The 25,411-nt window shown below is 72.5% G+C and carries 21 protein-coding genes; 10 read left to right on the top strand and 11 right to left on the bottom strand.

Features of this window, described 5'->3' with window-relative positions:
• The first annotated feature begins 12 nt into the window (after positions 1–12).
• Both H4J02_RS04890 and H4J02_RS04885 read left to right on the top strand, forming a co-directional pair.
• On the top strand, positions 13–216 hold the full coding sequence (locus H4J02_RS04890; RefSeq protein ID WP_187675980.1) for a cold-shock protein: 204 nt from the start codon (positions 13–15) through the stop codon (positions 214–216).
• Between the two features lie 178 nt (positions 217–394).
• Positions 395–577 carry a DUF2510 domain-containing protein gene (locus H4J02_RS04885; RefSeq protein WP_187675979.1) on the top strand — a complete coding sequence of 61 codons (183 nt, stop codon included), beginning with the start codon at positions 395–397 and terminating at the stop codon, positions 575–577.
• 172 nt (positions 578–749) lie between these two features.
• Here the strand turns inward: H4J02_RS04885 and H4J02_RS04880 are convergent, their stop codons facing one another.
• The 6 genes from H4J02_RS04880 to H4J02_RS04855 form a co-directional block, all read right to left on the bottom strand.
• A complete protein-coding gene (locus tag H4J02_RS04880) occupies positions 750–1,388 on the bottom strand; it encodes a response regulator transcription factor (RefSeq protein ID WP_187676430.1) in 639 nt (212 codons plus the stop codon).
• A gap of 15 nt (positions 1,389–1,403) precedes the next feature.
• The gene (locus tag H4J02_RS04875) at positions 1,404–2,756 is read right to left on the bottom strand and encodes a sensor histidine kinase (RefSeq protein ID WP_262406222.1); all 1,353 of its coding nucleotides are present in this window, start codon (positions 2,754–2,756) and stop codon (positions 1,404–1,406) included.
• A gap of 44 nt (positions 2,757–2,800) precedes the next feature.
• Positions 2,801–6,172 carry a thiol reductant ABC exporter subunit CydC gene (cydC, locus tag H4J02_RS04870; RefSeq protein WP_187675977.1) on the bottom strand — a complete coding sequence of 1,124 codons (3,372 nt, stop codon included), beginning with the start codon at positions 6,170–6,172 and terminating at the stop codon, positions 2,801–2,803.
• Between the two features lies 1 nt (position 6,173).
• Complete coding sequence (gene cydB, locus H4J02_RS04865) at positions 6,174–7,235, bottom strand: cytochrome d ubiquinol oxidase subunit II (RefSeq protein ID WP_187675976.1); 1,062 nt, start codon at positions 7,233–7,235, stop codon at positions 6,174–6,176.
• Between the two features lie 30 nt (positions 7,236–7,265).
• The gene (locus H4J02_RS04860; protein WP_187675975.1) at positions 7,266–8,846 is read right to left on the bottom strand and encodes a cytochrome ubiquinol oxidase subunit I; all 1,581 of its coding nucleotides are present in this window, start codon (positions 8,844–8,846) and stop codon (positions 7,266–7,268) included.
• A gap of 153 nt (positions 8,847–8,999) precedes the next feature.
• Entirely contained in the window at positions 9,000–9,578 is a 579-nt protein-coding gene (locus H4J02_RS04855) for a helix-turn-helix domain-containing protein (RefSeq protein WP_187675974.1), read from the bottom strand.
• 66 nt (positions 9,579–9,644) lie between these two features.
• On the opposite strand from H4J02_RS04855, the gene H4J02_RS04850 reads away from it, so the two are divergent.
• The 3 genes from H4J02_RS04850 to H4J02_RS04840 are packed head-to-tail and all read left to right on the top strand — an operon-like array spanning position 9,645 to position 13,862.
• Positions 9,645–10,631 carry an NAD(P)/FAD-dependent oxidoreductase gene (locus H4J02_RS04850; protein ID WP_187675973.1) on the top strand — a complete coding sequence of 329 codons (987 nt, stop codon included), beginning with the start codon at positions 9,645–9,647 and terminating at the stop codon, positions 10,629–10,631.
• 10 nt (positions 10,632–10,641) lie between these two features.
• A complete protein-coding gene (gene pta / locus H4J02_RS04845; protein WP_187675972.1) occupies positions 10,642–12,729 on the top strand; it encodes a phosphate acetyltransferase in 2,088 nt (695 codons plus the stop codon).
• 5 nt (positions 12,730–12,734) lie between these two features.
• Positions 12,735–13,862, top strand: coding sequence for an acetate/propionate family kinase (locus H4J02_RS04840; RefSeq protein WP_187676429.1), 1,128 nt, complete (start codon positions 12,735–12,737; stop codon positions 13,860–13,862).
• A 349-nt stretch (positions 13,863–14,211) separates the two neighbouring features.
• Here H4J02_RS04840 and H4J02_RS04835 read toward each other — a convergent pair whose 3' ends face one another.
• Complete coding sequence (locus H4J02_RS04835; protein WP_187675971.1) at positions 14,212–15,033, bottom strand: universal stress protein; 822 nt, start codon at positions 15,031–15,033, stop codon at positions 14,212–14,214.
• Between the two features lie 73 nt (positions 15,034–15,106).
• On the opposite strand from H4J02_RS04835, the gene H4J02_RS04830 reads away from it, so the two are divergent.
• The 3 genes from H4J02_RS04830 to H4J02_RS04820 all read left to right on the top strand — a co-directional run bounded on the left by H4J02_RS04830 (position 15,107) and on the right by H4J02_RS04820 (position 17,986).
• Positions 15,107–16,741: a GAF domain-containing protein gene (locus tag H4J02_RS04830; RefSeq protein ID WP_187675970.1), complete on the top strand. Its 1,635-nt coding sequence runs from the start codon at positions 15,107–15,109 to the stop codon at positions 16,739–16,741.
• Positions 16,738–17,361, top strand: a complete 624-nt coding sequence (locus tag H4J02_RS04825; protein WP_187675969.1) for a response regulator transcription factor — start codon at positions 16,738–16,740, stop codon at positions 17,359–17,361. The genes H4J02_RS04830 and H4J02_RS04825 overlap by 4 nt, the downstream gene beginning before the upstream one ends.
• A 133-nt stretch (positions 17,362–17,494) precedes the next feature.
• Positions 17,495–17,986, top strand: a complete 492-nt coding sequence (locus H4J02_RS04820) for a Dps family protein (protein ID WP_187675968.1) — start codon at positions 17,495–17,497, stop codon at positions 17,984–17,986.
• Positions 17,987–18,161: 175 nt separating this feature from the next.
• Here the strand turns inward: H4J02_RS04820 and H4J02_RS04815 are convergent, their stop codons facing one another.
• The 4 genes from H4J02_RS04815 to H4J02_RS04800 form a co-directional block, all read right to left on the bottom strand.
• The gene (locus tag H4J02_RS04815) at positions 18,162–19,631 is read right to left on the bottom strand and encodes an amidohydrolase (RefSeq protein WP_187675967.1); all 1,470 of its coding nucleotides are present in this window, start codon (positions 19,629–19,631) and stop codon (positions 18,162–18,164) included.
• On the bottom strand, positions 19,628–20,251 hold the full coding sequence (locus H4J02_RS04810; RefSeq protein WP_187675966.1) for an FMN-binding negative transcriptional regulator: 624 nt from the start codon (positions 20,249–20,251) through the stop codon (positions 19,628–19,630). Before H4J02_RS04810 ends, H4J02_RS04815 begins: the two co-directional genes overlap by 4 nt.
• Before the next feature lie 85 nt (positions 20,252–20,336).
• Positions 20,337–21,308, bottom strand: a complete 972-nt coding sequence (locus H4J02_RS04805) for an Fpg/Nei family DNA glycosylase (RefSeq protein WP_187675965.1) — start codon at positions 21,306–21,308, stop codon at positions 20,337–20,339.
• Between the two features lie 3 nt (positions 21,309–21,311).
• Positions 21,312–21,797, bottom strand: coding sequence for a ribose-5-phosphate isomerase (locus H4J02_RS04800; protein ID WP_187675964.1), 486 nt, complete (start codon positions 21,795–21,797; stop codon positions 21,312–21,314).
• Positions 21,798–21,900: 103 nt separating this feature from the next.
• On the opposite strand from H4J02_RS04800, the gene H4J02_RS04795 reads away from it, so the two are divergent.
• On the top strand, positions 21,901–22,620 hold the full coding sequence (locus H4J02_RS04795; RefSeq protein WP_187675963.1) for a hypothetical protein: 720 nt from the start codon (positions 21,901–21,903) through the stop codon (positions 22,618–22,620).
• Between the two features lie 149 nt (positions 22,621–22,769).
• Positions 22,770–25,328 carry an aminopeptidase N gene (pepN, locus tag H4J02_RS04790; RefSeq protein WP_187675962.1) on the top strand — a complete coding sequence of 853 codons (2,559 nt, stop codon included), beginning with the start codon at positions 22,770–22,772 and terminating at the stop codon, positions 25,326–25,328.
• The last annotated feature ends 83 nt before the right edge of the window (positions 25,329–25,411 follow it).

Here is a 25,411-nt window from a genome sequence, read left to right as displayed (position 1 = left end):
AAGGAGAACACCATGACCACCGGAACCGTGAAGTGGTTCAACGCCGAAAAGGGATACGGCTTCATCGCCCCCGACGACGGCACCGCCGACCTCTTCGCCCACCACTCGGCGATCGCCGGCTCCGGCTACAAGAACCTCGAGGACGGCCAGCGCGTCGAGTTCGAGACCGTGCCCGGCCCGAAGGGCCCGCAGGCGTCGAACATCTCGCCGGCCTGAGCCTCGGCACAGCACACGGAAGGCCCCTCCTCGGAGGGGCCTTCCTCGTTCCCGGGAACGGCAGGTCACCGGGGGAAATACACCATTGCCCCCGCATACGGGGGGCAGTACCATCGCCTCAGTCGCATCGCTCTCCCCCTGCCCGCGACTACCCCACCCCCCTCAGGAGCGAACCACCATGACCGTCGTGAACCCCAGCGCGACAGCCGCCCCCGCCGGCTGGTACCGCGACCCCCTCGGCATCCCCCAGCTGCGCTGGTGGAACGGCATCGCCTGGACGAACCACATCCAGGAGAACCGCCCGGAGCTCCAGACCTGGACCGCCGACTTCAGCACCGTCTCCCGCTCGTCGGTGGCCTGACCACCGCCAGACGGGAGCGACTCGAACCCCCGGGTACACCTGCAATGTCCCACAGCCGATAGGCGGCGCACTCGACGGGTGGGTGCGCCGACTATCTCCCGGCGCGCGGGCGTGGATCCTCGGATCCGCCCGCGCGTCGGCCTTTCAGCAGCCCGTCAGCCCGTCAGCCCCGTCAGCGCTGCAGCCAGGCGACGACCGCGAGCACGCGGCGGTGGTCGGTGCCCGAGTCCTCGAGGCCGAGCTTGCCGAAGATCGCCGTGACGTTCTTCTCGACCGCCCCGACGCCGATGAACAGCTGCTTCGCGATCGCCGTGTTGCTGCGCCCCTCGGCCATGAGCTGCAGCACCTCGCGCTCGCGCGGCGTGAGCGAGGCGAGCGGGTCGTGGCGGCGTCCGATGAGCTGGGCGACGACCTCGGGGTCGAGCACCGTGCCGCCCGCGGCGATGCGGTCGACGGCATCCGTGAGCTCCTCGAGGGAGGCGACGCGGTCCTTGAGCAGGTACCCCACTCCCCCGGAGCCCGCGCCGAGCAGCTCCTGCGCGTAGGCGACCTCGACGTACTGGGAGAGCAGCAGGATGCCCGTGGCCGGCAGCTCCCGCCGCAGCCGGATGGCGGCTCGCACGCCCTCGTCGCGGAAGGTGGGCGGCATCCGCACGTCGAGCACGGCGAGGTCGGGCGCGAGGTCGAAGACGGCCGCGAGCAGCTCGTCGGCGTCACCGTAGGAGCCGATGACCTCGTGGCCGGCCTCCTCGAGAACGCGCACGAGGCCCTCGCGCAGCAGGACGGAATCGTCGGCAACAACCACGCGCACGCTCACGCCCCCAGGTTAGCGAGCGGCGGGCACCCCGTTGCCGAGCGGGAGGCGGGCGATGACGTGGGTGGGCCCGCCGGCGGGGCTCACGAGGTCCATCGTGCCTCCGAGGCCGCGCACGCGCTCCGCGATGCCCGCGAGGCCGTGGCCCGCGACGGTGGAGGCGCCGCCCGCCCCGTCGTCGGTCACGACGACGTCGAGCCAACGCGGCTCCTCGTCGTCGCCCGCGCGGGTCTCGAGGCGCACCCACGCGTTCTGCGCGTTGGCGTGCTTCGCGACGTTCGTGAGGGCCTCCGCGGCGATGAAGTAGGCGTTGCGCTCGAGCTCGGGCTGCAGGGCGAGCCCCTCGGGCAGCAGCGACTCGACGTGCGTCGGCAGGGGCGAGCGCACGGCGAGCGACTCGAGGGCCGCGACGAGTCCGCGATCCATGAGGATGGGCGGGGCGAAGCCGCGCGACAGGGCGCGCAGCTCCTCGAGCGCCTCCTTTGACTGGCTGCGGGCGAGCGCGATGAGCTCGCGCGCGGCATCCGGATCCTTCTCGAGCTGGCGCTCGGCGGACGCGAGGTCCATCTGCAGGCGCACGAGGCGCTGCTGGGGGCCGTCGTGGATGTCGCGCTCGAGTCGGCGGAGGGCCGTGCCCTCGGCGGCGACGGCCGCGCTGCGGGAGGCCGAGAGGTCGGCCATCTGCACGCGCAGCTCCTCCGAGCGCCAGGCCGACAGCATCCCGCGGGCGATCGCGTGGTGGATCCAGGTGAGGCCGTGCGTGACGAACGGCAGCGTCAGCAGGAACACGAGGCCGACGGCGACGATGACGACCGCGTGGAACGCGGGGTTGATGAGGAGCTCGGGCAGCACGGCGCCTTCGTCGACGAGGTACTGCACGAGGCCGACGAGACCGACGTTGTCGTCGGGCACGAAGAGCGCGACGATCGGGTAGCCGATGCCCGCGAGGGCGATCGACAGCCACGCGATCGTGATCGACCACGTGATGATTCCGACGATGGGGTTCACGAGCGAGCCGTGCAGCAGGTAGAGCCAGTAGTGCCCGTCGATCATGGGCGAGAGCAGCTTCGAGAGGGCTCCTCCGCCGCGTGCCGTGCGGTCCCAGCGCGGGGGTGTGATGGCCGGGAAGAGCGCCCCGCGCAGGCGCCAGAGCTCGAGGATGCCGAAGCCGCGCGCGACGAAGAGCGCGGCGAGCACGATGAAGACGCCGATGAAGATCGGGATCATGCCGACGCCCGTCCAGAACAGCGTCATGAGCAGCGTGATGCCCGTGATCACGATCGGCAGCATCGGCAGCAGGAAGCCCAGCTCGGGCAGCAGACCCGCCCAGTACCGGCCGTATCCGCGTCGCGTGGTCGTCTCCATGTGCACCAGCATCCCGGATGCGCGGGGGGCCCGGAATCCGGATGTCAGACGAGCGCGGGGTGGGGGAAACCCCCCAACCGCACGACGCGGTCGGCGTCGTCCGCATCGTCCGCGCGGTGCGACACGAGCACGACGATGCGGTCGGATGTCGCGTCGCGGATGTCGCGCATGAGCGCGCGTGCCGTGGGCTCGTCGAGGTGCGCGGTCGGCTCGTCGAGCAGGAGCACCTCGGAACGGGCGAGGAGGGCGCGCGCGATCGCGAGGCGCTGACGCTCGCCGCCCGAGAGGGCGCGGCCGGCCTGGCCGACGCGCGTCGTGAGCCCGTCGGGCAGGCTCGCGTAGAGCCCGCCGAGCCCCGCCCGTTCGATGGCGGCGACGAGCTCGGCGTCGTCGGGGGCGTCGTCGCGGCCTCGGCCGATGAGCAGGTTGCCGCGGATCGTCGAGTCGAAGACGTGCGCCTCCTGCGGGCACCACGCGATGTGGCGGCCCCAGTCGACGCTGTCGAGGTCGGCGACGGGGGCGCCGTCCGCGCGCACGGCACCCGCATCCGGGGCGAGCGAGCCCATGATCATCGCGAGGAGCGTCGACTTGCCGGAGCCCGAGGGCCCCTCGATGCGCAGGCGCTCCCCCGCGCCGACGGATGCCGTGATGCCCGCGAAGAGCTCGCGGCCCGGGAGCGTGCGGGCGACCTGGTCGAGCTCGACGCGCGAGACGGGGGCGTCGAGGCGGCGGTCGCCGCCGATCGTCTCGGGCGCCTCGAGCAGGGGCGCGAGGCGCCCGAGCACGGCGCGCAGGGTCGGGATGCGACGGGCGGCGGCCGCAACGCCGTCGACGGCCTCGACGAGCGCGAGCGCGAGCATCGCGACGACCGCGACGGTCGACGCGGGCAGGGCCGCGGGCGCGAGCACCGGCACGGCGACCGCGAGACCCGCGCATCCCGCGAGGGCGACGGCGCTTCCGAGTCCCGCGGCCGCGGCGGTGCGGCGCTCGGCGGCCGCGAGCTCGTCGCCGAGCCTGTCGATCGACGCGCGGGCCGCGGGGGCGAGCCCGCCGCCGCGCAGCTCGTCGGCCGCCTGCGCGAGGCCCGTGATGCGGCGCACGAGCGCGGCGCGGGCGGCGACGCGGGCGGATGCGGCGGCACGAGCCGTGAGCACGCCCGCGCCCGCGGCGAGCGCGACCGTCACCGCGAGCACCGTCCACACGACACCGGTGAGCTCCGGCGCGACGATGCTCGTCGTGACGCCGACCCCCGCGACCGCGACGACGCCCGCCGCGATGGGCGGGATCACGCGGGGCAGCTGATCGCGCAGCTCCGCGGGCTCGGTCACGAGCACGTCGAGCGTCGCTCCCCCGCCGAGCAGCCCGCGCATCGCGGGGCCCTGGGCGGCGAGGCGGCGCCAGAGCCGCAGGCGCAGCACATCCGTCGCCCGGAAGACGGCGTCGTGCGCGAGCAGCCGCTCGACGTAGCGGGCCACCGGGCGGCCAAGGCCGAAGAAGCGCACGCCGACGATCGCGACGAGCAGGTACATGATCGCGGGGCCCTCGGATGCGCGCACGATGAGCCAGCCCGACACGCCCGTGAGCGCGAGGCCGAGGCCGATCGCGAGCGCGGCCATCACGGATGCGCCCACCCAGCGCCACGGGGACGCGGCGAGCACGGTGCGGAGCGGGCCGCGGCCGGCCGCCGGCCCGGCGGTCTCGAGACGCGTCGCCTCCGGCGGCGCTCCTCGACCACCTGCGTTCACCGCTGGTCGAGCAGCGAGACGGCCGTCACCTGCGTTCACGACGTCGTGCGCGGTGGCGGCGTTCACCGCTGGTTGAGTAGCGACCGGCGGAGCCGGCCGCGTGTCGAAACCAGCCCACGCCTGACCGCCGAGGGTCACCACCTCGTCCGCGATCGCGAGCGTCGCGGGCTCGTGCGCCACGAGCACCGTCGCGACGCGGTCGGCACGCGCTCGCACGGCCGCGCGCACGCGCTCGGCGGACGCGTCGTCGAGGTGCGCGGTCGGCTCGTCGAGCACGAGGAGGGTCGCACCGGCGTCGACCCGTGCGAGCGCGCGGGCGAGGGCCGCACGGCGCTGCTCCCCCGGGCTCAGCTCGGCGAGCGGTGCACCGAGCACCCCCTCGAGGCCGAGCTCGGCGGCGAGGGCGCGGGCGGCATCCGCGTCGGCCCCCGCGAGCGCGAGCTCCTCGAGCAGCGTCTCCTCGGCGAAGCGCGGCGTCTGGGCGGCGTAGGCGGTGTGTGCGGGGTCGCCCGTGACCGTCCCCGTCAGCACGGCGTCGGCCGGGAGGGCGCCGACGAGCGCCGCGAGCGCGGTCGACTTGCCGCATCCGCTCCGGCCCGCGAGCGCCGTGATACGCCCGACCACAGGACGCACGGTCAGCCCCGCGAAGACGGCGTCGCGCCCCGGGAACCGCACGCCGACGTGCTCGAGCGCGGGAGCGCCATCCGCGGGCACCGCCGACACGCGGCCGTCGGCGAGCAGCTCGCGCACGCGACGGAGAGCCGAGAGCCCGTCCTGCGAGGAGTGGAAGGCCGTGCCGACCTCGCGCAGCGCCGTGAAGCACTCCGGCGCGAGCAGCAGCACGAGCACCGCGACCTCGAGCGTCACGTCGCCCGAGATGAGTCGCACCCCGAGGAACACGGCGACCACCGCGACCGAGATCGTCGCGATGAGCTCGAGGGCGAGCGCCGAGAGGAACGCCGTGCGCAGCGTGAGCATCGTGCGCGAGCGGTAGTCCGACTGGATGCGGTCGAGCGCCGCGAGCTGCTCCTCGAGACGGCCGAGGCCCACGAGCACGGGCAGGCCGCGCGCGAGCTCGACGAGGTGGTCGGCGAGCCGTGTGAGGGCGTCGGTCGAGCGGTCGACGCGGTCGCGAGTGTGCATGCCGATGAGCGCCATGAACACGGGCACGAGCGGGATCGTGCAGACGAGCACGATCGTCGAGAGCAGGTCGGCGCCGAGGATGCGAAGGCCTGCAGCGAACGGCACGACGAGCGCCGACACCATCGCGGGGATCGCGACGCCGAAGTAGTCGTCGAGCGCGTCGAGCCCCTCGGTCGCGAGCACCGCGGTGCCGCCGCCCGCCGCATCCCCCCGCGCGATGCGTGCGGCGAGGTCGCGGCGCAGCGCCGACTTCGCACGGATGGCCGCCCGCCTCGCGAGCACCGACTGCGCCCACGCGGCGCCCGCCCGCAGCAGCACGCCGAGCGCGCCGAGCGCGAGCCACTCGGCGGGGTCGCCGCCGGCTGCGAAGGATGCGAGCTGGCGCGCGATCGACTCCGCGATGAGCAGGGTGCCGGCCGCGCCCGCGAGGCTCGCGAGCACGACGGGCACGAGCGCGCCGACGCCCCCTGGCCCCAGCTCGGGTCGGCCACCTCGCAGGGGGCGGCTGTCGGCGCGCTCCGCGGTCATGTCAACGCGTCCCGGGGACAGCACCGGCGGCGGCGTCGCGGCGGATGGCGGGCACCGCGTCGTGCGGCTCGGGCACGTGCTGCGGCGCGACGCGCTTGCGGAACACCCAGTAGCTCCACGCCTGGTAGGCGAGCACCACCGGCAGGGCGAAGGCCGTCACGACCGACATGACCATGAGGGTGTACTCGCCGCTCGCGGCGTTCCAGATCGTGAGGTCGAACGCGGGGTCGATCGTCGACGGCAGCACGACGGGAAACACCCCCGCGAAGATGGATGCCGCACCGAACGCGCCGAAGGCCGCGAAACCGGTGAACGCCCAGCCCTCGCTGCCCTTCCGGGCGCGGAGCCACGCGTACACGCCCGCGACGACGGCGAGCGCGAGGAGCGTCCAGCTGACGGGGTTGCCGCCGCGCACCTCGACGAGGATCGCCCAGCCGGCGATCGGGAGGAGCGCGACGGGGGCCATCCGCGGCACGAGGCGCCCCATCCGCTCGCGCACGGGGCCGTCGGTCTTGAGCGCGAGGAAGGTCGCACCGTGCACGAGGCAGAAGCCGACGAGCGCGAGGCCGCCGAGCACGGCGATCGGGGTGAGCCACACGAACGGGCCGCCGACGCGGTCGCCGTTCGCGTCGATCGGCAGGCCGGTCGTCGTGAGGGCGAGGCCCGCACCGAGGCCGAACGCCGCGACGAGCGAGCCGAGGCCGATCGACCAGTCCCAGAAGCGCGTCCACGCCCGCGACACGATCTTGCCGCGGTACTCGATCGCGACCGCGCGGAAGATGAGGCCGAGCAGCACGAGCGTGAGCGGCACGTAGAGCGTCGAGAACAGCGAGGCGTACCAGTACGGGAACGCCGCGAAGGTGCCGGCGCCGGCCGTGAGCAGCCACACCTCGTTGCCGTCCCACACGGGACCGATCGCGTTGAGCATCACGCGGCGCTGCTTCTCGTCGCGCGCGCTGAACAGCATGTGCATGCCGACGCCGAGGTCGAAGCCCTCGAGCAGGATGTAGCCGCCCCAGAGCACCGCGATGGCGACGAACCAGACGACGGGAAGTGCGTCCATTTCCTTGAATCTCCGTTCCGGATGCCGGGGTCAGTAGGCGAAGGCCAGGACGTCGTCGCGGGTGCCCGCGTCGCCGTCCGGCCCGTCGGCGTCGTCGTCGTGGAAGCGCTCGGGCATGACGCCGGCGACGCCCGCGCGCACGAAGCGGGCCAGGAGCATGACCTCGACGACCATGAGCACGAGGTACACGAGGCCGAGCGACACGAGCGAGAACACGATCTCCCAGCCGTCGACGCCGGGCGACACCGCGGCCGCCGTGAACATGAACACGCCGTCGACACCGCTCGGGTTCGGGTTCGGCGCCACGACGAACGGCTGGCGGCCCATCTCGGTGAAGATCCAGCCGGCGGCGTTCGCACCGAAGGGGGCGAGGATGCCGAAGACCGCGAGCTGCATGAGCGGCTTCGAGACCGGCACGGTGCCCTTGCGGGTGAGCCACAGGGCGACGACGCCCGCGAAGGCGGCGATCGCGCCGAAGCCGATCATGATGCGGAAGCCCCAGTAGGTGACCTCGAGGTTCGGCATGTAGTCGATCTCGGCGCCCGAGCGCTCGCCGTAGAGCTCGCTCTCGGGGAGGTTCGTGCCGTAGAGCTCCTCGTACTGCGGGATGAGCTCGTTGAGGCCCGGCATCTCGGTCGTGAAGTCGCCCTTCGCGAGGAACGAGAGCACGCCGGGGATCTCGATGACGGGCACGACCTCGGAGCAGTCCTGCGATCCGAGCTTGCCGACCGACAGCACCGAGAAGCTCGTTCCCGTGTGGCACGCGGCCTCGGCCGCCGCCATCTTGAGCGGCTGCTGCTCGTACATGAGCTTGCCCTGGATGTCTCCCGTGATCGCGACGGCGCTGAAGCCGACGATCGCGACGACCGCGCCGAGGCGCAGCGAGGTGATCCAGACGCGGTGGTCGGCCGTGTCGCGACCCGGGATCTCGGGAGCCTCGCCCACGATCACGCGACCCGACGCATCCACGGTGTCGATGCCGTCCTTGCGGCGGCGCCACAGCTGGTACCAGGCGATGCCGAGCAGAAAGCCGCCCGCGACGGCGATCGCGCCCGCGATCGTGTGCGGGAACGCGGCGAGCGCCGTGTTGTTGGTCAGCACGGCCCAGATGTCGGTGAGCACGGGCTTGCCGTCGACGAGCTCGATGCCGACGGGGTGCTGCATCCACGAGTTCGCCGCGAGGATGAAGTACGCCGAGATCCAGGAGCCGATCACGGCGAGCCACAGGGTCGCGAGGTGCAGCCTCTTCGGCAGGCGGCCCCATCCGAAGATCCAGAGGCCGAGGAAGGTCGACTCGACGAAGAACGCGAGCAGGCCCTCCATGGCGAGCGGGGCGCCGAAGACGTCGCCCACGAAGCGCGAGTACTCGCTCCACGCCATGCCGAACTGGAACTCCTGCACGATTCCCGTGGCGACACCCATGATGAAGTTGACGAGGTAGAGCTTCCCCCAGAACTTCGTCATGCGGAGCCACTTCTCGTCGGCGGTGCGCACCCACATGGTGTGCAGGATCGCGACGACCATCCCCAGGCCGAGCGTCAGCGGCACCATCATGAAGTGGTAGACGGTCGTGATGCCGAACTGCCACCGGGCGATCTCGAGGGGGTCCACGGGTGTCCTCTCTTCCGCGGTCGCACGAGTACGCGACCTGACACCCTCAACCTTCCGCTTCCTGAAGGTGGCCCGTCAGGGCCCAAGGTCCCGCCCGCGAAACCCGTGGGTCGAAAGTCCCGTTGCGCGCCCCGCCGGCGGGGCCCCGCATCGTCAGGCGTCGAGCTCGGGCAGGTGGATGCGCTGGCCCTCGGGACCGGAGAGGTGCAGCAGCTCGACGGTCGTGCCGTCAGCGGCGCCCATCCAGTGCGGCGTGCGCGTGTCGAACTCGGCCGCCTCGCCCGCCTCGAGCACGAAGTCGCGCTCCCCCAGCACGAGCCGGAGCCGCCCGGAGATCACGTAGAGCCACTCGTTGCCGCGATGCGTCTTGAGCTCGACGCGCTCCCGCGCGCGCGGCGGCGGCAGGATCTGCTTGACGACCCGGATGCCGTTCGCGCCTCGGCTGAGCGGCAGCAGGAGGCCACCGCGGTGCGGGATGCGGCGGATGTGCACGCGTGGATCGCCCACCTCGGGCGCGCCCACGAGCTCGTCGAGCGGCACGTCGTACACGCGTGCGAGCGGCAGCAGCAGCTCGAGGGCGGGACGCCGCGTGCCCGACTCGAGGCGCGAGAGCGTGCTGACCGAGATGCCGGTGTCACGCGACACCTGGGCAAGTGTCAACTCCCGGCGCGTGCGGAGCGCGCGCAGGCGCCCGCCCACGCCGGCGAGAGTGCGTTCGACCTCCTCTGCCATGAAGGCAGTTTGCCATCTCGGCAACAACCCTTGCCACAATCGCCACCGTCGGCGCAGCATCGGCGTATGAACCGCGACACCCGCCCCCACTCCGCGCCCGAGATCGTCGACGTCGCCGTCGTGGGCGGGGGCCCCGCGGGCCTCTCGGCTGCCACGGCGCTCGGGCGTTCGCGGCGAGCGGTCGTCGTCATCGACGCCGGTGAGCCCCGCAACGCCGTCGCCGCCCACGCGCACAACGTCTTCAGCCGAGACGGCGCCGAACCCCTCGCGCTCATCGCGGCGGCTCGCGAGCAGGCCGCCGCGTACGGCGTCGCGCTCGTCGACGACCGCGTCACGCGGGTTCGCCGTGCGCCCGACGGGTTCGCGCTCGAGACGGCAGGCGGCCGCACCGTGCAGGCGCGGCGGCTGCTGCTCGCCTCGGGCCTCCGCGACGTGCTGCCCGACATCCCGGGGCTCGCAGCGCACTGGGGCGACTCCGTGGTGCACTGCCCGTACTGCCACGGCTGGGAGGTGCGCGACCGCGCGATCGTCGTGATCGGCACGACTCCGCGCAGCTCGCACCAGGCGCTCATGTTCAGCCGACTGAGCGACGACGTCGTGTTCGTGCGCCACGACAGCCCGCGCGACGCCGCATCCGACGCCGACCTCGTCGCCCTCGGCGTGCGCATCGTCGACGGCGTCGTCGCGCGCGTCGATGACGACTCGGATGGCGCGCTCGACTCGGTCGTGCTCGCCGATGGCACTGCGCTGCCCGCGCGCGCCGTGGCCGTCGGGCCGTCGTTCGAGGCGCGCACCGAGCTGTACGAGCAGCTGGGCGGCAGCCCGTCCGTCGTCGAGGGCGTCGGGGTCGTCATTCCCGCCGACGCCGTCGGGATGACGCCGCTGCCGGGCGTGTGGGCGGTCGGCAACGCGCGCGACGCGACCGCCATGGTCGGCGCATCCGCGGCGGCGGGCACGATGGCGGGCGCCGCGCTCAACATGGACCTCCTCGTCGACGAGGCCGCAGCGGCACGGGCCCAAGGACCCGGCCCGCGACCCCGCACGACCGCGTAGCGTTGGGCGGGTGGCGACCCGCATCTATCTGACGAGCGCCGAGGGGCGCACCGGCAAGTCGACCGTCGCCGTGGGGCTCCTCGAGACCCTCACGGCATCCGTGGCGCGCGTGGGCGTGTTCCGCCCCATCGTGCGGGCCGACGTCGAGCGCGACTTCATCCTCGAGCTGCTCGTCGAGCACGCGAGCGCCGGGCAGAGCTACGAGGACTGCGTCGGCGTCGACTACGACACCCTGCACGCCGACCCGGATGCCGCCCTGGCGACGATCGTGGAGCGCTTCGCCGAGGTCGAGGAGGGCTGCGACGCCGTGCTCATCCTCGGCTCCGACTACACCGACGTCGGAACGCCGACCGAGCTCTCGACGAACGGGCGCATCGCCGCCAACCTCGCCGCGCCCGTCGTGCTCGTGACGGGAGGCCGCAACCCCGACGGCGAGGGCGCCCGCACCCCCAAGCAGTGCGCCGAGATCGCGCGCATCGCACTCGATGAGCTGCGCGACGAGCACGCCGAGGTGCTCGCCGTCATCGTCAACCGCGCCGCGGCCGACGAGGTCGAGGCCGTGTCGGAGCGCGTCGCCGAGGTCACGGGGCTGCCCGCGTGGGCGATCGCGGAGGACCCCGAGCTCGAGGCGCCCCTGCTGCGCACCGTGCTCGAGGCGACCGAGGCCCGGCTCGTGCGCGGCGAGGAGAGCGTGCTCGACCGCCCGGTCATGGGCACGACGATCGCCGCGATGAGTCTGCCCAACGTGTTGTCGCGCCTGCACTCGGGCGGCATCGTGATCGTGCCGGGCGACCGCTCCGAGGTGCTCGTCGGCACGATGGCGGCGCAGCTCTCGCAGACCTTCCCCGCCCTCACGGGCATCATCCTCAACGGCGGCTTCGACATCGAGCCGTCGATCGCGCGCCTCATCGAGGGCCTCGGCACGCCCCTACCGATCGCCGTCACGCCGCACAGCACCTTCGATACGGCGATCAACGTGTCGCACGCCCGCAGCCGCCTCGCGGCCGACTCCCCCGCGAAGCACGCGCGCGCCGTCTCGCTCTTCGACGAGCACGTCGACGCGGCGGAGCTCGTGCGCATCCTGAGCTTGCCGACGAACGGCGGGGTCATGACGCCCATCCGCTTCGAGCACCTGCTCGTCGAGCGGGCGCGCGAGGCCGGCAAGCACATCGTGCTGCCCGAGGGCGACGACGACCGCATCCTGCAGGCCGCGGCGATCGTCGTGAAGCGGCGCATCGCCCGGCTCACGATCCTGGGAGACCCGGATGCCGTGCGCGCCCGCGTCGCCGCGCTCGGCCTCGACCTCGGCGACACGCGCATCCTGTCGACGAGCGACCCCGAGCTGCACGGCCGCTTCGCAGAGGAGTACGCGCGGCTGCGCGCCCACAAGGGCGTCTCGCCCGAGCTCGCGGCCGACACCGTCACCGACGTGTCGTACTTCGGCACGATGATGGTGCATCTCGGCCTCGCCGACGGCATGGTGTCGGGGGCGAAGCACACGACGGCGCACACCATCCGTCCCGCATTCGAGATCGTGAAGACCGCTCCCGGGGTGTCGGTCGTGTCGAGTGTGTTCCTCATGGCGCTCGCCGACCGCGTGCTCGTGTACGGCGACTGCGCCGTCATCCCCGAGCCGACCGTCGAGCAGCTCGCCGACATCGCCGTCTCGTCCGCCGAGACCGCGAAGCGCTTCGGCATCGAGCCGCGCGTCGCGATGCTCTCCTACTCGACGGGCGAGTCCGGGTCGGGCGCCGAGGTCGAGCGCGTCCGCGCCGCGACGGCGATCGTGCAGGATCGCGCGCCCGAGCTGCCGGTCGCGGGTCCCATCCAATACGACGCCGCCGCCGACCCCTCGGTCGGGGCCTCGAAGATGCCGGGCTCCGAGGTCGCCGGCCGCGCGACCGTTTTCGTGTTCCCCGACCTCAACACGGGCAACAACACCTACAAGGCCGTGCAGCGGTCGGCGGGCGCCGTCGCCATGGGGCCCGTGCTGCAGGGGCTCGCGAAGCCCATCAACGACCTCTCGCGCGGAGCTCTCGTGCGCGACATCGTGAACACGATCGCGATCACCGCGATCCAGGCGGAGGGACAGTCGTGAACGCCATCCGGAACGTCTTCGTGCTCAACGTGGGCTCGAGCTCGATCAAGTACCAGCTGCTCGACGTCGAAGACGGCACGGTGCATGGCGAGGGCGTCGTCGAGCGGATCGGGCTCAAGGGCTCGGGCGTCGCCGACCACGCCCGCGCGCTCGAGGTCGTGCTCGAGGAGCTTCCGGATGTGCCCATCGACGCCGTCGGGCACCGTATCGTCCATGGCGGCACGCGCTTCGTGCAGGCCACCGTCATCGACGACGCCGTCGAGCGCGAGATCGAAGCCCTCGCCGACCTCGCGCCGCTCCACAACCCGCCCGGCCTCGCCGGCATCCGCGCGGCCCGCGCCGTGCTCACCGACGTGCCCCACGTCGCCGTGTTCGACACCGCGTTCCACGCGACCATCAGCCCCGCGGCGCGCGACTACGCGATCGACGCGGAGGTCGCGGCGCGCACGCGCATCCGGCGCTTCGGATTCCACGGCACCTCGATCGGGTACGTCTCGCGCATCGCGGCCCAGCTGCTCGGCCGTGAGCGCGACCCGGAGCTGCGGCTCGTCGTGCTGCACCTCGGCAACGGGGCGTCGGCGGCGGCCGTGCTCGGCGGACGCTCGCTCGACACGTCGATGGGGATGACGCCGCTCGAGGGGCTCGTAATGGGCACGCGGTCGGGCGACATCGACCCCGCGATCCCGCTCTACCTCGCGCGCGAGCACGGCTACACCTTCGCCGAGCTCGACGAGCTGCTCAACAAGAAGTCGGGCCTGCTCGGGCTCGCCGGGCGCAGCGACATGCGCGAGCTCGTGAACGCGGCGAACGCCGGCAATGAGCGCGCGACGCACGCCCTCGACGTGTACGTGCACCGGCTGCGGCACTACATCGGCGCGTACGCGGCCGAGCTCGGCGGCATCGACGCCGTCGTGTTCACGGCGGGCGTCGGCGAGAACTCGTCGTACGTGCGACGGCGTGCGATCGCGGGGCTCGAGTTCCTCGGCCTCTCGATCGACTCCGAGCGCAACAACGCGTCGTCGCGCGAGCCGCGCTACACCTCCCCCGACGGCTCACCCGCCGCGGTGCTCGTGATCCCCACGAACGAGGAGCTCGAGATCGCGCGAGAGACACGCGAAGCCGCCTCGCGCTAGTGCTCTCGTGGCGCGGCTGGAGCCGTGACCTGACGGCGGGAGAAACGCCTCCCGCCGCTGGGTCGTTTCTCCCGCCCCGCCCCCGTCCCGCTGGTCGAGTGCGTTCGGCCGCGCTTCACCGCTGGTCGAGTGCGTTCGGCCGCGCCCCCGGCGCGACCGAACGTGTATCGAGACCCACCGTCTGATGACCCGCGGGAGCTATCAGCGGGCACTACTGCGGGCGCGAGTCAGGCGCCCGTCGGGTTTCGATACGCCGTGCGTCGCGCAACGCGCGCGGCGCGCGGCACTCAACCAACGGTGGACGGGGCACCCGCGGCCCGCGCGATCACGGGAGAACTCGCCCCGTCACCTACGACACGAGGGCGGGCGCCGGCCGCACCACGAGCACGGGCGCGTTCGCGTTGATGAGCACGGCGTGCAGGGTCGTGCCGAGGGGCGTGCGCTCGCGGCTCGGACCGAGCACGAGGAGCGCGCTGCCACGCGCGGCGTCGAGGAGCGCCTCGGCGGGCGGGCGCGTCGAGAGGCGCGAGCGCACCTCGAGCATCCCCTCGACCTCGCGCGCCGCATCCGCCGCGATCGCGAGGGGGCTCTCGGGGTCGGAGCGCACGGCGTCGACCGCGTCGGCGCCGATCGCCTGGATGAGGGTGAGCCGCGTGCCGCGGTCGACGGCCTCGAGCGCGGCGCGACGCCCGACGAGCGCCGCGTTCTCGACACGGTCGACGCCCGCCACGACGCCGTCGCGGAAACGCGGGTCGGCGTCGGGCACGACGGCGACGGTGCCGGTCGCCGCGAGCGCGAACTGCACGCTGCGCGAGCCGAGCACACGGCCGGAGACGTAGCCGGTCTTGCCCGTGCCGACGACGAGGATGTCGTCGGGTCCCGCCTCGTCGGCGAGCGCCCACACGGGCACGTCGAGCAGCAGCCGGGTGTCGACCTCGAGCCCCGGAGCCTCGGAGCGGATGCGCGCAGCCGTCGCGGAGAGGAGCGCCTCGCCCGCGCTCTCGGCGGCGTCGAGCTCGGCGATGCCGCGGATCCCGCCCTGCGGGTCGACGACGTGGACGAGGTGGAGGCGTGCACCGTCGCGGCGCGCGTGGCGGACCGCCCAGGCGAGGGCGGCCTCCGAGGGCGCCGAGCCGTCGACGCCGGCGACATAGCGCGGAGTGCGGGTCATGCTTCCGAGGCTCGCATCGCGGCCGCGCTTGCACCCGGGCCCAAGGTCCCGCGGGGCCTGAGAGACTGGGAACATGCCCTCCCCCGACGCCCGCGAGGCTCGTCTGCGCCGTCTCGTCGAGGTCGTGCCGCAGGTCGTCGGCGAGCTCGAGCTCGACCACGTGCTCGAGCGCATCGTCGAGGCGGCCGTCGATCTCGTGTCGGCCCGCTGGGGCGCGCTCGGCGTCATCGCCCCCGACGGCACGCTCGAGCGTTTCGTGCACGTCGGCATGACGCCTCCCGAGGTGACGGCGATCGGCCACCTGCCGGAAGGCCACGGCCTGCTCGGCGCGGTGATCGACGAGGCCGAGCCCATCCGCCTCCCCCACCTCGCAGACGACCCGCGCTCGGTGGGCTTCCCGCGCCACCACCCGCACATGGACGCGTTCCTCGGGGTGCCGATCCGCATCCGCGACACCGTGTTCGGCAACCTCTACCTCACCAATCAGGACGGCGGCTCGGAGTTCTCGGACGACGACCAGCGCCTCGTCGGCTCGCTTGCCGCGGTCGCCGCGATCGCGGTCGAGAACGCGCGCCTCTTCGAGCAGCAGGTGCGGCGCGAGCGCTGGTCGTCGGCCCTCGCCGAGGTCACCGCGGCGCTGCTCTCGGAGGACACGGTCGACATCCTCGCGGTGCTCGCCGAGCGCGTCGCGTCGGTCATCGACAGCGAGCTCGTGTGCGTCATCGTGCCCGACGGCGAGGAGCACGGGCACCGGATGCTGCGCGTCGACACCGCGCGCGGCGTGGGCGCGGAGGAGCTCGTCGGTCGCCGCTACTCGGCCGAGGGCACGCTGTCGGGCCGCGCGATCGAGACGGGCGAGCTCGCGTCGACGGAGTCGGGCCCCGGCGAGTCGGTGCTGCGCGACGGTCCGAGCGCCGCGATCGCCCTCCCGGTGCGCGCGGGCGACATCGTGCTCGGCGCGCTGAGCGTCTACCGTCGCGCCGACGCCCCGCGGTTCACGGATGCGGAGCGCGCCATGGCGGGCGAGTTCGCTCAGCAGGCGGGCATCGCGATCGAGCTCGGCCGCGGCCGCGCCGACCGGCAGCGGCTCGCGCTCGTCGAGGAGCGCTCGCGCATCGCGCGTGACCTGCACGACCACGTCATTCAACGGCTCTTCGGCACGGGCCTCGCCCTGCAGATGATCGGCGCCCGCAGCCCCGACGCGGCCGACGCGATCTCGGCACAGGTCGACGCGATCGACCAGGCGATCGGCGAGATCCGCACGGCGATCTTCGCGCTCGCCCCGCGCCCGGGTTCGGCGACCGCCCTGCGCCACCGTCTGCTCGATGTCGCGACGGATGCCGCCCCCGGTCTCTCGAACCCGCCCGTCGTGACCTTCGCGGGCCCCGTCGACCTGCTCGTCGAGGGCGAGCTCGCCGACGACGTCGTCGCGGTCGTGCGCGAGTGCCTCTCCAACGCGGCCCGGCACGCGCGGGCGACGCGCGTCGAGGTCTCGGTGTCGGCCGACGACGACGCGGTCGTCGTGACGGTCGACGACGACGGGGTCGGGATGCCCGCCGACGCGGCCCGCGCATCCGGCACCCGCAACCTCGACGAACGCGCGCGCCGTCGGGGAGGTAGCTTCGAGGTGGCCGCGCGCGAGGCGGGCGGCACGCGGGCGCGCTGGACGGCGCCCGTGGCATCCGTCCCCCGAAGGAGCACCCCGTGACCCGCGTCTTCCTCGTCGACGACCACGAGATCGTGCGGCGCGGCATCGCCGACCTCATCGACGCCGAGCGCGACCTCGAGGTCGTGGGCGAGGCGGGTCAGGTGCGCGGCACGCTCGCGAAAATCGAAGTGACGAAGCCGGATGTCGTCGTGCTCGACGTGCGGCTGCCCGACGGCGACGGCATCGAGCTGTGCCGCGCGATCCGCTCGGCGCTGCCCGACATCCGCTGCCTCATGCTCACGGCGTACGACGACGACGAGGCGAGCCGCTCGGCCGTGCTCGCGGGCGCGTCGGGCTACGTGCTCAAGGACATCCGCGCGCGCGGGCTCGTCGAGGGCGTACGCAAGGTCGCCGCGGGCGGCACCCTGCTCTCGACGCACGTGTCGGAGCGTGTCGCGCAGTCGTTCGCGGCCCCCGCACGCGCCGACGAGCCCGAGCTGACCCTGCGCGAGCGCCAGGTGCTCGACCTCATCACCGAGGGGCTCACCAACCGGCAGATCGGCGAGCGCCTCGGGCTCGCCGAGAAGACCGTCAAGAACTACGTGTCGGGGCTGCTCGCGAAGCTCGGCATGGAGCGGCGCACACAGGCCGCCGTCTACCGCCTCGAGCATCGCGGCTGACCACGGGTAGCGTCACTCCGGCGCGCGGTCAACCCCCGGTCAGGACAGCCTCATCTTCGTTGCGGAATGCCCGAGCCTGAGTACCGTTGAAACAGACGCAGGCCGGTGCACCCGGCCAGAAGGAGGCAGAGATATGACCGACGCCAAGACCCAGACGATCCCCACGACCTCGCTCGACCCGGATGTCGCCGCCGGCGTCGCACAGTTCCTCAGCCCCGTCGTCGTGAACCTCCAGGCTCTCGCGGTCGACGGCAAGCAGGCGCACTGGCACGTGCGCGGTGCGAACTTCATCGGCGTGCACGAGTTCCTCGACACCTTCGTCGCCCACGTGCAGGGTTGGGCCGACCTCGCCGCGGAGCGGATCGTCGCCCTCGGCCTCCCGGTCGACGCGCGCATCCAGTCGGTCGCCGAGAAGACCACGACCCCCGCGCTCGCCGACGGCTTCCAGCAGGCCGATGCCACGGTCGCCGCCGTGATCGCCCAGATCGACGCGACGCTCGCCGTCGTGCGCACCGCGATCGAGGAGCTCGACGAGCTCGACCTGCCGTCGCAGGACGTCGCGATCGAGATCGCGAACGGACTCGACAAGGACCGCTGGTTCCTGTTCTCGCACGTGGCGAGCTGAGTCTCACGGGTTTCACGACGAAGGGCGCCGCATCGAGCGGCGCCCTTCGCGATTTCGACAGGCTCAATCCGGCGGGTCTCGATACACCGCCTGCGGCGGCACTCGACCAGCGGTGGGGCGGCCTCACCCGCTGGTTGAGTAGCGCCCGCAGGGCGCGTGTCGAAACCAGCCCCCGCTAGACCAGCCGCCCGTCGACGACAGCGCCGTGCACCGGCAACGTGCGCAGCGCATCCGCCTCGACCGCGTGCGGGTCCGCGTCGAGGATCGCGAGATCCGCGACCCCGCCCACCGCGATCCCCGCGACCCCGCCCCACGACGCCCGCAAGGCCGCCGACAGCGGCAGCGCCTGCTCCGGATGCCACGGCTCGCGCCCGTCGCGCGACCGCGTGACGGCGGCGGCGATGGTCGCCCACGGGTCGAGCGGGGCGACCGGCGCATCCGAGCCGAGCTCGAGCGCGACGCCCGCCTCGTACAGCCACCGGAAGGCGAAGGCGCGCTCGGTGCGCCCCGCCCAGTGATGGTCGGCGACGTCGCGGTCGTCCATCGCATGCTCGGGCTGCACGCTCGCGCTGATGCCGAGCTCGGCGAAGCGCGGAACGTCGGAGGCGAGCATGAGCTGCGCGTGCTCCATGCGCGGCGGCAGGGGCGCGGATGCCGGGATGTCGAGCGCCGCGAAGGTGTCGAGCGCCTGCGTCACGGCGCGGTCGCCGATCGCGTGGATTGTCGGCACGAGCCCCGCATCCCACGCGTCGCGCGCGGCGGCGAGGAGGTCTGCATCCGTCGGGTAGGTCGGCAGGCCCGTGCCGCCCGCATCCGGGTAGGGGTCGACGGTCCACGCCGTGCGGGAGTTGAGCGCACCGTCGGTGAACAGCTTGTACCAGCCGACCGTCGCGAGGCCCGCGGAGCCCGGCACGAGATCGCCCGAGCGCAGGCCCGACGCGCGCACGGTGTCGAAGTCGATCGGGTAGACGCATGCGCGCACGCGCATCGAGCGCAGCCCGCCGCTCACGCGCCGACCCCACGCGCCGATCGTGTCGCGCATGTCGAGGTCGACGATGCCCGTCACGCCGCGCGCGTTCGCGGCGTGCAGGGCGTCGGCGATCCACCGGTCGACGGTGGCGTCGTCGGCCGCCGACAGCCGCACGCCGAGGTCGAACGCGGGCTGCTCGTTGAGCCACCACTCATGATCCGCGAGGCCCATGCGACGAAGGAGCGCGGCGTTCGACCACACCGTGTGCACGTCGGCCGAGATGAGCGCGACGGCGACGTCGCCGACCGCGAGCAGTTCGGCGCTCGGGGTGTCGGGCCACAGGGCGTCGCGAAAGCCGTAGCCGAGAAGGATCTCGTCAGGGTCCCAGCCGGCGTCGACGCGTGACCGCACGATCGCGGCGGCCTCCGCGGCCGAGCCGGCGGCCGAGAGGTCGAGCCGGCGCGACACGGCGGCCCACTGCCCGGTGTGCACGTGCCCGTCCCAGAGGCCCGGCATGAGGAAACGTCCGTCGAGCTCGACGCGCTCGGCGTCGGCGGCCGCGAGCGCCGGACCGAGCTCCGCGATCCGTCCATCGCGCACGAGCACGTCGACGGGCTCGGATGCCGTGCCCTGGGCCCCGACGAGCCGCGCTCCCGCGAGCAGCAGCCCGCTCATGCGCGACGCTCCTCGACGAGACGCATCTCGCGCGCGAGGCCGGCCTGCGCGTAGGGGCCGTCGCCCGCGAGCTCGGCAACGATGCGCTCGCGCACGTGCTCGGGCTTGTTCTGGCTGAGCTTCGCGCGCGCGTCGAAGCGCGTCACGCGGATGCGGAGCCCCACCGTGCCTTTCGCGACGCGCTCGGCGTACGGCTCGTCGATGTGGAGCGACCGCGGGTCGGGCATCTCCTGCTCGAAGTGGTCGGTCAGGCGGTGCAGGATCCGGAAGTTCTCCTCCGTCGACAGGATCTCGGGCACGCCGTAGAGGTGCGCCGTGACGTGGTTCCACGTCGGGATGAAGTCGCCCTCGTCGTACCAGCCGGGCGAGATGTAGCCGTGCGGCCCCTGCACGATCACGAGCACCTCGTGCTGTCCGAGCTCGTGCGCCACCTCATCCGGGCGCCCGAAGTGCGACACGATCGAGATGGTGTCGTCGTCGGTCTCCTCGAGGAGGGTTGCGTAGTGCGAGGCGACGAGGCCGTTCGAGGTCGGCGACACGTAGGTCATCCACGGGTTCTCGCGGATGAGGCGCTTGACCTCGTCGACATCCGTCAGCAGGTAGTGGGGCGTGCGGCGCATCCCCACATCGTCGCACTACTCCGCCGTAGTTCCCGTTCCGCGTCATAGTCGCCGAAGGAACGGGTGCAAACACGCGGAACGGGAACTATGACTGGTCGGTGGGGCACCAGTAGAGCTTGCGGCCGCCGAGCTCGGTCATCGCGATGTTCGTGCCGCACACGCGGCACGGCAGACCCGTGCGGTGGTAGACCCAGTGCCGGTCGTCGCGCGACGCGAGGGCACGCGCGTACGCCTCGGGGTCGAGGTCGTCCATCGTGAGCATCTGCCCCGTCTCGACGCCGACGCGCAGCAGATGCACCCAGTCGCGCCAGAGGCCGCGCACGACCTCCTCGGGCACCTCGCGCCCGGGCCGGAACGGATCGAGTCGCGCGCGGAACAGCATCTCGGCGCGGTAGACGTTGCCGATGCCCGAGACGACCGACTGGTCCATGAGCAGGAGCGCGATGGGGGTCGCCTTCTTGCGCACGGCGGCCGTGAAGCGCTCCTCCCCCTCGGCGACGTCGTCGACCATCGGGTCGGGGCCGAGCTTCGCGATCGTGCGGTCGACCTCCTCGATCGTCTGCACCTCGCACGCGGTCGGGCCGCGCAGGTCGGCGCACGCCCACTCGGTCAGCAGGCGCACGCGCACCGCGCCGACGGGCTCCGGGGGCCACGTCTCGAGCTCGGGTTCGAGCTTCTCCGACTCGGCCATGCGCAGCCGCGTGCGCCGCGGCGCGCCGATCGACCACGGCGAGTCCTCGTGCGAGCCCACCACGGTGCCGCGCTGGTTCGTCTGTCCCATACGCCCGCCGGCGGATGCGATGGTCGGGTCGACCGAGATGTCGCCCGCGAAGTCCCAGGCCCCGTAGATGCCGAGGTGCACGCGCAGCCAGAGGCCGTGGTCGAACTCGAGGAACATCTGCTTGCCGACGGCCTTCGCCTGCACGATCTCGTGCCCGTCGAGCTCGGCCGCGCCGGCGGCGAAGCGCCCCTGCGGCGAGCTCACGGCGACGGGCGCACCCGTGAAGTTCGCGGCGAACTGTCGCGCGATGCGGTGGACGGAGTGACCCTCGGGCATCGGCTACTCGATGTCGTGGCCCAGGATGCGGCCCGTGGTCTCGTACTCGCCGAGCTGGGCGATGCGGCGCGCGTGGCGCTCCTCACCCGAGAACGGGGTCGCGATGAAGCGGTCGATGAAGGAGATCGCCTCCTCGACGGTGTGCTGGCGCGCCCCGATCGAGATGACGTTGGCGTCGTTGTGCTCGCGCGCGAGCTCGGCCGTCGAGAGGTTCCACACGAGCGCCGCGCGCACGCCCTCGACCTTGTTCGCGGCGATCTGCTCGCCGTTGCCGGAGCCGCCGAAGACGACGCCGAGCGCCTCGACGTTCGAGCGCTGGTCGCGCACGACGGCGCGTGCGGCGTTGATGCAGAACGACGGGTAGTCGTCGAGCGCGTCGTACTCCTGCGGTCCGTGGTCGACGACCTCGTGGCCGGCCTCGGAGAGGTGCTTCTGGAGGGTCCGGCTGAACTCGAGGCCCGCGTGATCGGTCGCGATGTGGATACGCACGCGTCGAGTCTACGAGCCGTCGCCGACGGCATCCGCAACCCCCTAGCGGCCGTCGGCGGCGAGGAGGACAATCGCCCCCAAGTTCGACTGCGAGGTGATCTCGATGCGTCAGCGCACCAGCTTCGTCCCCGATGTCATGCCCCACCTCTCCGCGGGCAGGCATCGCAATCCGCGCCGCGGCGCGTGCTTCATGGAGTTCGCCTCCTACCTGGCCGGCGAACGCTGGAGCGACCATCCGCAGTGCACCGACCGCACGCTCGCGGCCCTCGCGCGCGGCGTCAACGACCTCGTCGCCGACGATCGCCGCGACGAGCTCGTGGGCCTCATCCCGCGCGTCGTCGGGCTTCGGGGCGGCGACGAGCTGAGCCTCGTCGTGGCGCTGCGCGCGGCGATCACGGCGCTGCCGATCGCGAGCATGGAACGCCAGCGCGTGCTCGCGGCGGGCATCATCTCGCTGTGCGCGATGCTCGAGGCCGATGGGGTGCCGTCGCACGGGCTCCGCGACGAGGCGCACCGCACTCTCGATGAGGTGCCGGATGCCGCCCGCTGGGCGCGCACGCACGTCACGTCGATCTCGCCCCGACGCTCGCGGCTCGACACCATCAGCTGCGAGCTCGTCGTCGCGACGGCCGTCGTGGGCGCTGCGCGCGCGTGCGTCGACGACCCGGACGCCCACCTCATCCGGATGCTGTCGGCCGCGATCGACGACGTCGAGCGCCTCGTGCGCCCGCCCGCCCCCGCCGTTGTGCCCGCCCCCGCCGTTGTGCAGGACATCGCTGTTGTGCAGGACATCGCTGTTGTGCAGGAGTTCGCAGCGCACTGATCCTGATGGCGCCGCGGACACGGGGCTCGGGCGCGCGTCTCCTGCACAACAGCGCGCGTCTCCTGCACAACAGCACGAGTCCTGCACAACAGCGGAGCGCCTAGGCTGACAGGCGGACACGATCCACCTGAGCCTGAAGGAGCGCACGCGTGCCTGGAGAGAACCTCACCCGCATCGAAGCCCAGGAGCGCAAGGCGCTCGTCGAGGTCGAGAGCTACGACATCGAGCTCGACCTCACGACGTCCGAGAAGACGTTCCGGTCGACGACGACCGTGCGCTTCACGGCGACCGCGGGCGCCTCGACGTTCATCGACGCGATCACGGCCGAGGTGCACTCCGTCGTGCTCAACGGCTCCGAGCTCGGCGCCGGGGTGGCCGACGGCGTGCGCATCCGGCTCGACGACCTCGCCGCCGCCAACGAGCTCGTCGTCGTCGCCGACTTCGCCTATACGAACACGGGCGAGGGCCTGCACCGCTTCGTCGACCCCGTGGACGGCGAGGTGTACCTCTACACGCAGTTCGAGGTGCCCGACAGCCGCCGCGTGTTCGCGGTCTTCGAGCAGCCCGACCTCAAGGCGAGCTTCCGCTTCAGCGTGACCGCCCCCGAGGCGTGGCAGGTCGTCTCCAACTCCCCCACCCCCGAGCCCGAGCACCTCGGAGACGGCAGCGCGATCTGGCGCTTCGAGCCCACCCCGCGCATCTCGAGCTACATCACGGCGCTCGTCGCGGGCCCCTACGAGGTCGTGCGCAGCGAGCTCACGAGCTCCGACGGCCGCACGATCCCGCTCGGCGTCTTCGCCCGCAAGTCGCTCTTCGGCTACCTCGACGCGGACTACATCTTCGACATCACGCGCAAGGGCTTCGCCTACTTCGAGGAGAAGTTCGGCTACCCCTACCCGTTCGCGAAGTACGACCAGCTCTTCGTGCCCGAGTTCAACGCGGGCGCCATGGAGAACGCGGGCGCCGTGACGTTCACCGAGACGTACGTGTTCCGCTCGAAGGTGACCGACGCCATCAAGGAGCGTCGCGTCGTCACGATCCTGCACGAGCTCGCCCACATGTGGTTCGGCGACCTCGTGACCATGAAGTGGTGGAACGACCTCTGGCTCAACGAGTCGTTCGCCGAGTGGGCGTCGACGATCGCGACCGCCGAGGCCACCGAGTGGACCGAAGCGTGGACGACCTTCCAGGCGATGGAGAAGAGCTGGGCGTACCGCCAGGACCAGCTGCCGAGCACGCACCCGGTCGTGGCCGACATCCGCGACCTCGACGACGTTCAGGTGAACTTCGACGGCATCACGTACGCCAAGGGCGGCTCGGTGCTCAAGCAGCTCGCCGCATGGGTCGGCATCGACGCGTTCTTCGCGGGCGTGGGCGCCTACTTCCGCGCGCACGCCTACGGCAACACGGAGCTCGCCGATCTGCTGCGCGAGCTCGAGAAGAGCTCGGGCCGCGACCTGTCGACGTTCTCGGAGCAGTGGCTCGAGACGGCGGGCGTCAACACGCTCAAGCCCGAGATCGAGACGGATGCCGCTGGCGTGATCACCTCGTTCCGCGTGCGCCAGACCGCGCACCCCGACTACCCCGTGCTGCGCCAGCACCGCATGGCGATCGGGTTCTACGACCGCGCGTCGGAGGCGGCGGATGCGCCGCTCGTGCGCGTGCACCGTCACGAGTTCGACCTCGCCGCCGAGGAGTGGAACGAGCTCCCCGAGCTCGTCGGACGCCAGAAGCCCGCCCTCGTGCTGCTCAACGACGACGACCTCGCCTACGCGAAGATCCGCATGGACGACGACTCCTTCCGCGTCGCGATCGCCGACCTCGCCCGCATCCAGGACCCGCTCGCGCGCGCGCTCGTGTGGGGCTCGGCGTGGGACTCGACGCGCGACGGCGAGATCGCCGGCCGCGACTACGTGCAGCTCGTGCTCGGGAACATCGGCTCGGAGACCGAGTCGACGACCATCCGCCTCTCGCTCACGCAGCTCGTGCAGACGGCGCGCCTGTACGTCGACCCCGCCGCGCGCGAGGCGACGATCCGCGAGGTGGGCGACCGGCTCTGGCAGCTCGCCCAGCAGGCCGAGGCGGGCTCGGACGCGCAGTTCCAGTTCGTGAAGTTCTTCGCGAACATCGCCTCCACGACGGAGCACGCGGCAGCGCTGCAGGGGCTCCGCTCGGGCGAGATCGCGCTCGACGGGCTCGAGATCGACACCGACCTGGACTGGGAGCTGCTCGAGGGCCTCGTGCTCGTGGGGGCCGCAGGCGAACTCGAGATCGCGACCGCGCTCGAGAAGGACGACACCGCGAACGGTCAGCAGGCGGCGGCGCGCGCCCGCGCGACGATCCCCATGGTCGAGGCGAAGGAGGCGGCGCTCGTCGCGGGCCTCACCGACCAGTCGATCTCGAACGTCGTGCTGCGCAACATGGCGATGGGCTACACCCACACCAACGACGCCTCGGCGCTCGAGGGCCTCGTACCGCTCTACTTCGAGTCGATCCGCCGCGTGTGGGACGAGCGCAGCTTCCAGCTCGCGCAGTACATCGTGCACGGCTTCTATCCGGCGACCCTCGCGACGCGCGAGCTCGTCGACGCGACGAAGGCGTGGCTCGAGGCGAACCCCGAGCCCGCGGCGCTGCGCCGCATGGTGATCGAGGAGCTCGCGGGCGTCGAGCGCGCCCTCGCGGCGCAGGAGCGCGACAGCCGGGCGTGATCGCCTGAACGTGTGATCGCCTGACGGCCCGGCTGGCCCCCTCTCGGGGGCGGGCCGGGCCGTTTTCCCGCCCATTATCGTGG

Origin of the sequence: Protaetiibacter sp. SSC-01, from assembly GCF_014483895.1 — a bacterium.
Taxonomy (GTDB): domain Bacteria; phylum Actinomycetota; class Actinomycetes; order Actinomycetales; family Microbacteriaceae; genus Homoserinibacter.
This window is presented reverse-complemented; position numbering and strand designations above follow the sequence as displayed.